This window comes from Streptomyces kebangsaanensis (assembly GCF_001906585.1).
GTDB classification, from domain to species: domain Bacteria; phylum Actinomycetota; class Actinomycetes; order Streptomycetales; family Streptomycetaceae; genus Streptomyces; species Streptomyces kebangsaanensis.
The window spans coordinates 59,768-68,339 of record NZ_JUJA01000169.1 but is presented as its reverse complement, the minus strand read 5'-3'; the positions used below and the strand labels follow the sequence as shown (position 1 = coordinate 68,339).

At 70.1% G+C, this 8,572-nt stretch carries 8 protein-coding genes and 3 pseudogenes; 6 read left to right on the top strand and 5 right to left on the bottom strand.

All coding sequences use genetic code 11. The features are described 5' to 3' along the window. On the bottom strand, positions 1-533 hold a 533-nt coding region (locus RH94_RS37715; RefSeq protein ID WP_199881153.1), incomplete at its 3' end, for a winged helix-turn-helix transcriptional regulator. 168 nt (positions 534-701) lie between these two features. Between RH94_RS37715 and RH94_RS37710 the strand changes: the two genes are divergently transcribed. Together RH94_RS37710 and RH94_RS45965 are read left to right on the top strand one after the other, a co-directional pair. Then, positions 702-1,547, top strand: a complete 846-nt coding sequence (locus tag RH94_RS37710) for a class I SAM-dependent methyltransferase (RefSeq protein WP_073952796.1) — start codon at positions 702-704, stop codon at positions 1,545-1,547. Positions 1,548-1,890: 343 nt separating this feature from the next. Next, positions 1,891-2,121: pseudogene (locus RH94_RS45965) on the top strand (molybdopterin cofactor-binding domain-containing protein); the annotation flags it as partial. Between the two features lie 379 nt (positions 2,122-2,500). Here the strand turns inward: RH94_RS45965 and RH94_RS37700 are convergent. Next, positions 2,501-2,626: pseudogene (locus RH94_RS37700) on the bottom strand (pirin family protein); the annotation flags it as partial. 378 nt (positions 2,627-3,004) lie between these two features. Continuing rightward, a complete protein-coding gene (locus RH94_RS37695) occupies positions 3,005-3,418 on the bottom strand; it encodes a Fur family transcriptional regulator (protein WP_073952795.1) in 414 nt (137 codons plus the stop codon). A gap of 194 nt (positions 3,419-3,612) precedes the next feature. On the opposite strand from RH94_RS37695, the gene RH94_RS37690 reads away from it, so the two are divergent. Both RH94_RS37690 and RH94_RS45955 read left to right on the top strand, forming a co-directional pair. Next, positions 3,613-5,076 (top strand): catalase, encoded by a 1,464-nt coding sequence (locus RH94_RS37690; RefSeq protein WP_073952794.1) that lies wholly within the window; start codon positions 3,613-3,615, stop codon positions 5,074-5,076. A gap of 150 nt (positions 5,077-5,226) precedes the next feature. Further along, complete coding sequence (locus RH94_RS45955; protein WP_073952793.1) at positions 5,227-5,637, top strand: ankyrin repeat domain-containing protein; 411 nt, start codon at positions 5,227-5,229, stop codon at positions 5,635-5,637. Between the two features lie 6 nt (positions 5,638-5,643). Here the strand turns inward: RH94_RS45955 and RH94_RS45950 are convergent, their stop codons facing one another. Then, entirely contained in the window at positions 5,644-6,054 is a 411-nt protein-coding gene (locus tag RH94_RS45950; RefSeq protein WP_407697418.1) for an integrase core domain-containing protein, read from the bottom strand. 55 nt (positions 6,055-6,109) lie between these two features. Then, positions 6,110-6,784 (bottom strand): annotated as a pseudogene (locus RH94_RS46930) (DDE-type integrase/transposase/recombinase); the annotation flags it as partial. 16 nt (positions 6,785-6,800) lie between these two features. On the opposite strand from RH94_RS46930, the gene RH94_RS37670 reads away from it, so the two are divergent. Both RH94_RS37670 and RH94_RS37665 read left to right on the top strand, forming a co-directional pair. Next, on the top strand, positions 6,801-7,439 hold the full coding sequence (locus tag RH94_RS37670; RefSeq protein WP_073952792.1) for an HD domain-containing protein: 639 nt from the start codon (positions 6,801-6,803) through the stop codon (positions 7,437-7,439). Between the two features lie 123 nt (positions 7,440-7,562). Further along, a complete protein-coding gene (locus RH94_RS37665; RefSeq protein WP_073952791.1) occupies positions 7,563-8,483 on the top strand; it encodes an NADP-dependent oxidoreductase in 921 nt (306 codons plus the stop codon). Positions 8,484-8,572 lie beyond the last annotated feature (89 nt).

Genomic DNA, 8,572 nt, shown 5'->3' with positions numbered 1-8,572 from the left:
AGGCTGGTCAGGCTCGCCGTGAACGTAACCGTCACCGCGTGGCCGGGGTCGACGTCGCAGACGTCGGCCTCGCCGGGGGTGATGACCAGCCACCAGTTCCGTGCCTGCGCGGGCATGTCCGGGAAGTCGAACAGGACCACCGTGCGGCCCTCGGGGACCGTGTCGAAGTCGATCCTGCGGTGCATGTCCCACAGCAGCAGTTTGGGGTCGAGATCCTCGTCCCCGAGCTCACCGATCCAGCGGGTGCCCCAGACGCCCAGGGCCTCCACCACGGGCCGCAGCTCCTCACCGGCCGGCGTCAGGACGTAACTCACGGCCTTGCCCTCGGTCCGCTTCTCCGCGATGCCGGCCCGTACCAGCCGGTGCAGCCGCTTGGACAGCAGCGTGGGGGACATCCGCGGTACCCCGCGGCGCAGCTCATTGAAGTGACGGCTCCCGGTGACCATCTCCCGCACGATGAGCAGTGTCCAGCGCTCGTCGAGCAGCTCCATCGCCTTGGCGACAGGACAGAACTGGCCGTATGTGGTCCCCATGTCGGCAGACTAGGCCGCGGGTTCACGCCGGACCACCCGGGTGAGGGGCAACGGTCCGTGGCGACCGTCCGCCGGTACAGATCCTGTACTAGGGCGGGGCGCCACCGCGTTCCTAGGCTCGATGACGCGGCAATGGAACCGCGCGAGGAACTCTCGAGGAGCGCAGTCATGACGAACGCGATCGACACGGCGGAGGCCGACCGTGCGTTGAAGACCAAGCACCGGGCGATGTGGGCCCAGGGCGACTACCCGTCCGTGGCCGCCGAGCTCATTCCGGGGCTGGGGGAGATCCTGGTGGAGGCGTGCGGGGTGCGTCCCGGCGACCGGGTGCTGGACGTCGCGGCGGGCACCGGTAACGCGGCGATCCCGGCGGCACTGGCCGGGGCGGACGTGGTGGCCGCCGATCTGACGCCCGAACTGCTGGAGACCGGGCGGCGGCTGGCCGGGGAACGGGGGGCGCGACTGCGGTGGCAGGAGGCCGACGCCGAGGCGCTGCCCTTCGACGACGCCGCCTTCGACACCGTGCTGTCCTGCGTCGGGGTCATGTTCGCCCCGCACCACCGGACGGCCGCCGATGAACTTCTCCGGGTCTGCCGGCCTGGTGGCACTCTTGGTGTGCTGAGCTGGACGCCCGACGGGTTCATCGGCCGGATGCTGGCCAGGATGAAGCCGTACGCACCGCCGCCCCCACCCGGGGCGCAGCCGCCCCCTCTGTGGGGAGACCCGGAGCATGTCCGGGCGCTCCTCGGGGACCGCGTCACCGACGTGACCGCCGAACGCCGGACGGTCGTGGTCGACCGCTTCGCCACGCCGGAGGCGTTCCGGGACTACTTCAAGCAGCGCTACGGCCCGACGATCAGCGTCTACGAGTCGATCGCCGGCGACCCCGAGCGCATCGCCTCGCTGGACGCCGACTTGGCCGAACTCGCCGGTCGCCACGATCAGGGCACGGGCGTGGGAAACCTGGTCCTGGAATGGGAGTACCTGCTGTTCACCGCACGCCGCGCGGACTGAGTGCACGGTCCGGTCACACCGGCAGCAGCCGCCCGACCAGGGCACTCAACCGGCGGACGGTGCGGCACTCGTGCATCTCGACCAGCTCGGCGTACTCGGGAGCGGCGGAGGCGCCCGTGCCTCGGCGGAAGCGCGGCTCGGGGTTCAACCAATAGACGCGCCGACCGCGCGCCGGGCGATCCCTTCCCTGCCCGGCCGCTCGGCGACCCGCGCCGCGTCTCCGCGGCCACCATCCGGTCGACGTGGTCGTGCGGGACGGGGTGATGACCGCCGGCACCGCCTCCGACTCGTATACCGATCCGCTGCAGCGCGACTTCCAGCCCGGTGCCGAGGCATCCGGCGCATGGAGTCCGCCGGGCGGACGCGCCGAGTTCGCGTGCCGGCCTTCGGGGCGCAGTTCGCCGAGGTGGCCGTGGGCCCCGAACTCGGGCTGGTCCGGGTGTGGCGCATGACCGGGGCCTTCGCTCCCGGCCGGGTACTCAACCCCAAGACGGCCCGCAGCCAGCTGATGGGCGGCATGCTCCGGGGCCTCGGCCAGGCGCTGCCGGAGGCCAACCACACGCACCCGCGCACCGGGCGCCGGGCCGGCGCGAGCCTGGGGGAATACCCGGTCGCCGTCAACGCGGACGTCCCGGATGCCGACGTCGAACTGGTCGAGGGCGAGGACGACGTCGTGAATCCGCTCGGTGTCCAGGGCGTGGGCGAGACCGGTCGGGTCGGTGCCGGTGCCGCGATCGCGAACGCCGTCCACCATGCGACCGGCCGCCGGGTGCGGAAGCCGCCGATCACGATCGAGGATCTGCTGCGACGTCCGGCGGAGCCGGGCTTCTCGGCTCCGCTCAGCCGGTCCGGGGCACCCTGGCCCTCTGCACGATCATCAGGGCCACGTCGTCGTGGAGCAGCCCGCCCGCGCGGGCGCACAGATCGGCGACGATCTTTCGCAGGAGCCGGCCGGGGGCCGGCAGCGGAGCGCCGTCGTACCCCTTCACCTGGCCGAACCGCGTGCCCGTCATCCAGTCCTCACGAGCCTGCACGATCTCCTCCTGGGACCGTCCGATCCAGTTCCGGAACATAGCGAGCCCTGCATGAATTTTCGCTGGTCAGCACCGTTCCTGACCCCTGGCGGTCAGCAAACTGTCAGCATCGGTCCTCGGGCGTCGGCGGTCCTGCCCGCGGTGTGTCCCGGGCGTGGAACCTGCTCTCCGCCGACGGCCGGCCCGCCTTCCACGAGGCCGCTCGGCGTGGACGAGGCGACCTGGCGGCACGGTCGCGGGCACGCCCTCTCCCAGGCGTTGACCGCGCTGCCTGCCGCCTCGGGGCGAACCCCGCCATGGCCACCAACGCCCGTCATGTGATCCAGGCGGTACTCGCGGAGGCCTGACCGGTACGGCCGCTGCTCACGGGCGGGTACGCGGGCGGGCCGGCGCGCGGGGCGGGACACGGCTGGGCTCCGTCCGTCAGACCGTGCAGTCCGGACAGATACCGCGGTACGTGAGTTCCACCTCGGACACCGAGAAGCCGAAGCGCTCCGACTCCGGAAGATCGGCGAGCGGATTGCCCACCGGGTGCACATCCCGGATAGCGCCGCAGCGGGCGCACAGCAGGTGATGGTGGGGACGATGCGCGTTCGGGTCGTAGCGCTTGGCACGGTGGTCCGTCGAGACCTCGATGACCTCGCCCAGGTTCACCAGTTCACCCAAGGTGTTGTAGACCGTCGCCCGCGAGATCTCGGGCAGCCTCTGTGCCGCCCGTGCGTGCACCTCGTCCGCGGTCAGATGGACGTGGTCGCCCTCCAGCACCTCGGCCACTACGCGCCGCTGCGCCGTGAGGCGCCAGCCACGCGTCCGAAGTCTCTCCAAGAGGTCACTCATACGTGTCAGCGTAGCAGTGGTTCGACCAAATCGAGACTATATATGCGTCTGGAGCCCTACTTGACTTGGACTTCGTCCATTGTAGGATCGGTGATGATCCACGCCGAGAGACAGATTCCGCGGGGACAAGGCTGCGACCGGCCGGGAGCCGGGTCTTGAACGCACGCGACAAACCACTCACCGAGGAGCGAGCTTTGCCCGAGAACAACCAGAAGCCGTTGACCACGGCTGCCGGCGCACCGGTCGCCAACAACCAGAACTCCCTGACTGCCGGCCCGCGCGGTCCGATGCTCCTGCAGGACGTGTGGTTTCTGGAGAAGCTCGCGCACTTCGACCGCGAGGTCATTCCGGAGCGCCGGATGCACGCCAAGGGATCGGGCGCGTTCGGCACCTTCACGGTGACCCACGACATCACGCGGTACACGAGCGCGAAGATCTTCTCCGAGGTCGGCAAGAAGACCGAGCTGTTCGCCCGGTTCTCCACCGTCGCGGGTGAGCGCGGCGCGGCCGACGCCGAGCGCGACATCCGCGGCTTCGCCCTGAAGTTCTACACGGACGAGGGCAACTGGGATCTGGTCGGGAACAACACCCCGGTGTTCTTCTTCCGCGACCCGCTGAAGTTCCCGGACCTCAACCGCGCGGTGAAGCGCGACCCCCGCACCAACCTCCGCGACCCCGAGAACAACTGGGACTTCTGGACCAACCTCCCCGAGGCCCTGCACCAGATCACCATCGTCATGTCGGATCGCGGCATTCCCGCCTCGTACCGGCACATGCACGGATTCGGCTCGCACACCTACAGCTTCATCAACGCCGAGGGTGAGCGGTTCTGGGTGAAGTTCCACCACCGCACCCAGCAGGGCATCAAGAACCTCACCGACGCCGAGGCCGAGGCCCTCGTCGGCAAGGACCGCGAGTCCCACCAGCGCGACCTCTACGACGCGATCGAGAACGGCGACTTCCCGAAGTGGAAGCTGTTCATCCAGGTCATGCCGGAGGCCGACGCGGAGAACTACCGCTTCCACCCCTTCGACCTCACCAAGGTCTGGTCGAAGAAGGACTACCCGCTGATCGAGGTCGGCGAGTGGGAGCTCAACCGCAACCCCGCGAACTACTTCGCGGACGTCGAGCAGGCCGCCTTCACTCCGGCGAACGTGGTTCCGGGCATCAGCTACTCGCCCGACAAGATGCTGCAGGGCCGGCTCTTCTCCTACGGAGACGCCCAGCGTTACCGCCTCGGCGTGAACCACCACCAGATCCCCGTCAACGCCGCGAAGAACCCGGTGAACACCTACCACCGCGACGGCGCCATGCGGGTCGACGGCAACCAGGGATCCACCCCGGGCATCGAGCCCAACTCGTACGGCCGCTGGCAGGAGCAGCCGGCCTACCGTGAGCCGAGCCAGGCCGTGGGCGCGGTCGCCGACCGGTTCGACTTCCGCGAGGACGACGACAACTACTTCGAGCAGCCGGGCAACCTGTTCCGGCTGATGACCCCGGAGCAGCAGCAGGCGCTCTTCGAGAACACGGCGCGCGCGATCAACGGCGCGTCGCAGCAGACCGTCGAGCGGCACATCGCCAACTGCACCCAGGCCGACCCGGCCTACGGCGAAGGTGTCCGCAAGGCGATCGAGGCCCTGGCCGCCGGCCAGCTCTGAGCCACCCGGCCACTCAGGCCACCGCGGGTCCCCACCCACGCAACCGCGCCCGGCGTGCGTGCTGCCAGCACGCACGCCGGGCGCGGGTACGGCAGCCGTCCGGCGGCCGTACCGAAGAGACCCGCGGAACCGCACGACCAGGAGGTACGCATGAGCAGTGGTGCACTGACTCCTGAGCAGACGGATCGCGTCGTGGCCATCGCCATGGACCTCGCCCGCGAGGGCAGCACCGAGCAACTGGTGGAGTTCGTCGAGCACGGGCTGCCGGTCGACGTGACCGACGCAGGGGGCAACAGCCTCCTGATGCTCGCCGCCTACCACGGCCATGCCGACACGGTACAAGCCCTGCTCCGCCTCGGCGCCGACCCGGACCTGCGCAACGCCCGCGACCAAGCCCCCATCGCCGGCGCCCTGTTCAAGGGCTCGGACGAGGTGGTGGCCGTATTGTGGGAGGCGGGTGCGGATCTCGACGCCGGTACGCCGTCCGCACGGACCGCGGCGTCCATGTTCGGCCGCGAGCACCTGCTGACGGGCCGGCCCGGGCACCGGTCGGCGGGCTGATCCGCCTTACGTCCGTGGCGCGGACCGGACTGCGGGCGATACGACTTCGGCAAGCGGTTCCAGGCCGCGGTCCAGGCCCTGCGCGGCCGGCGCGAACCGCTTGTCGTAAAGGAAGGGGCTGGTGACCCGTCCAGGGAGCCAGCCCCTTCCGCATGTGAGCTTGTTCCGCTTTGACGGACACCATCGGTGTGGTGGTCGGGCCGCGAGGACGGTCTCGCACTCGGCGGGACTGCGGTGACCGAGGCTGCTGTGCAGCCTCCGCAAGTCGTCCCGGCTCTCGCTCCACTCGAAGATCGCGGTGTGCGCGGCTGCCCGGCCGGGCCACGGCCGATCGCCGAACACTTCCCGTTTCAGCGTGCCGAAGAAGGACTCCGCGAGCACGTTGTCCCAGCACCGGCCCCTGCGTCCGACCGACAGACGGACACGAAGCCACGGGCGACAGCAGCGAATTCACGGCTGGTGTACTGCCCTGGCAACCGCGGTCCGAGTGGAACACGACCGTACCGGCCGGGCGGTGGCCGCGGCAGGCGGCCGTCAGCGCGTCGGCGACCAGCCCGGTGCGCAGGTGGTCGGCGGTGGCCCGGCCGACGACTCGGCGGGAGGCGATGGCGATGACGGTGGCCAGGTACAGCCGGCCCTCCTCGGCCGGGATGCAGGTGATGTCGCCGCACCATCGCTGGTCGACCGCGGCCGGCTCGGGCTGGAAGTCCCGCAGGACCAGGTCGGGCCGCGCGGTGGCCTGCGGGTCCGGGACCGTGGTGCGGTGGCGGCGTCTGCGGTGCCGGGCCGGCCGGCCCGGCCTGGCCTGGCGCATCAGCCGCGCGACCCGCCGACGGCCGCAGGCAGTTCCTTCCCGCCGGAACACGGCGTGGAGGCGCGGGGCTCCGTGGCCGCCGCGCGAGGTCCCGTGGACTTCGGTGATCTTCTCGGTCGGCTCCGCGTCGCGAGCCGCGCGGGGCCGGTGATATCCAGGAGTTTCACCCCGTCGTAGACGAGGATTGCGACCCGGTGGTGGGTGTCGGAGGCCATGCTTTCTCTCCTCGGGCGTCTGGATTCGAGTGGTTCGTGGCCGGACCAGGGCTGCGCACACGCCACGCGGTCGGCACCCTGGAAGACAGAGGCACTGTCCACTCGTCACACACCACATTGGAAGCGCGGACATCATGACCGACATCATCGCAGGGGTGGAGATCCCCGAGACCGCGGCAGTGGCAGAGGCCACGAGCTTTCTTCGGGAAAAGAGCAGCCCCCTCATCTTCCACCACTCCCGGCGTGTTTTTCTCTTCGGTTCCCTCCACGCACAGGAGCTCGGTCTCCGGCCTGATCCGGAACTGCTCTACATATCCGCGATGTTTCACGATACCGGCCTTTTGACCCCGTACTCCGCCACGGAGCAGCGCTTTGAACTCGACGGCGCCGACCACGCGTGGAAGTTCCTCCTCGACCGCGGGTTCCCGGAGAGCGCCGCCGACGTGGTCTGGACGGCGATCGCGCTGCACACGACCCCAGGAATTCCTGGCCGGATGGGCCCGGAGACGGCTGCTACCAGCTGCGGTGTCCTGACCGACGCGGTCGGCTGGGGGCTGGACAGGCTGAACGACGACCTGGTGGACGAAATCACTGCCGCACATCCGCGCGGAGAATTCAAGAAGGAATTTCTGCAGGCATTCGTCGAGGGACTCAAAAACCGTCCGGACACCACCTACGGAACCATCAATGCGGACGTACTGGAGCACTTCGTTCCCGGCTTCCGCCGCAAGACCATGGTCGAGCGCGTCACCGAGGCGCCCTGGCCGAGCTGAAATGAGCTCGAAGAAGCCAGGGTCGGTGCGATGATCCCGTGGGCGACGGGTTGCGGCCGCGACGATCGTAACCCTCGGCGAGGCGTCGCCCGCGCGTGCACGGAACCAGAAAGAGGAACAGGCATGCGAGCCATCACCGTCCGGGACCGCGACGCCGGTGTCAGCGGGCTGACCCTGGAGGACCTGCCCCATCCCCACGCCGCCGAAAACGATGTGATCGTACGGGTGCATGCCGCGGGATTCACCCGCGGAGAGCTCGACTGGCCCGGAACATGGTCCGACCGGGCCGGCCGCGACCGCACTCCGAGCGTGCCGGGGCACGAGGTCTCGGGCGTCGTGGCGGAGCTCGGATACGGAACCACCGGCCCCACCATCGGCCAGCGCGTCTTCGGACTGACCGACTGGACCCGCAACGGCTCGCTGGCCGAGTACGTCGCCGTGGAGGCCCGCAACCTCGCTCCGCTGCCCGCGGACATCGACCACACCGTGGCGGCCGCGCTGCCGGTTTCCGGACTGACCGCCTGGCAGGGTCTGTTCGACCACGCGCGGATCACGACCGGCCAGACCGTCCTGATCCACGGCGCCGCGGGCGGTGTCGGCTCGATCGCCGTCCAGCTCGCGCGCGAGGCGGGAGTTCGCGTGATCGGCACCGGCCGGTCCGCCGACCGGGACACCGTCCTCGATCTGGGCGCACACGCGTTCCTGGACCTCGCGGCCGACCGGCTGGAGGACGCCGGCGAGGTCGACGCGGTGTTCGACGTGATCGGCGGTGACGTCCTCGCCCACTCGGCCGCACTCGTACGCGCCGGCGGCACGCTCGTCACCATCGCCCACCCGCCCACCGTCCGGCCCAAGGACGGGCGGGCGCTCTTCTTCGTGGTGGAACCCGACCGTGCACGCCTCGCCGACCTCGCTCAGCGGCTCAGGGACGGACGGCTGAAAGCACGGGTCGGCGCGGTGCGGCCGCTGGCCGAAACGGCCACTGCCTTCACCCCTGAGCGGCGCATCGCCGGCCGGACGATCATCCGGGTCGCCGAGGACTGAGGAGTCCGTCCGTCGTGCCGTCCGTCCGGCGCAACGGACGGCACCCGCCGTCGGCACGGTGTGACGGCAGCCGGCGCAGAACGGCAGGG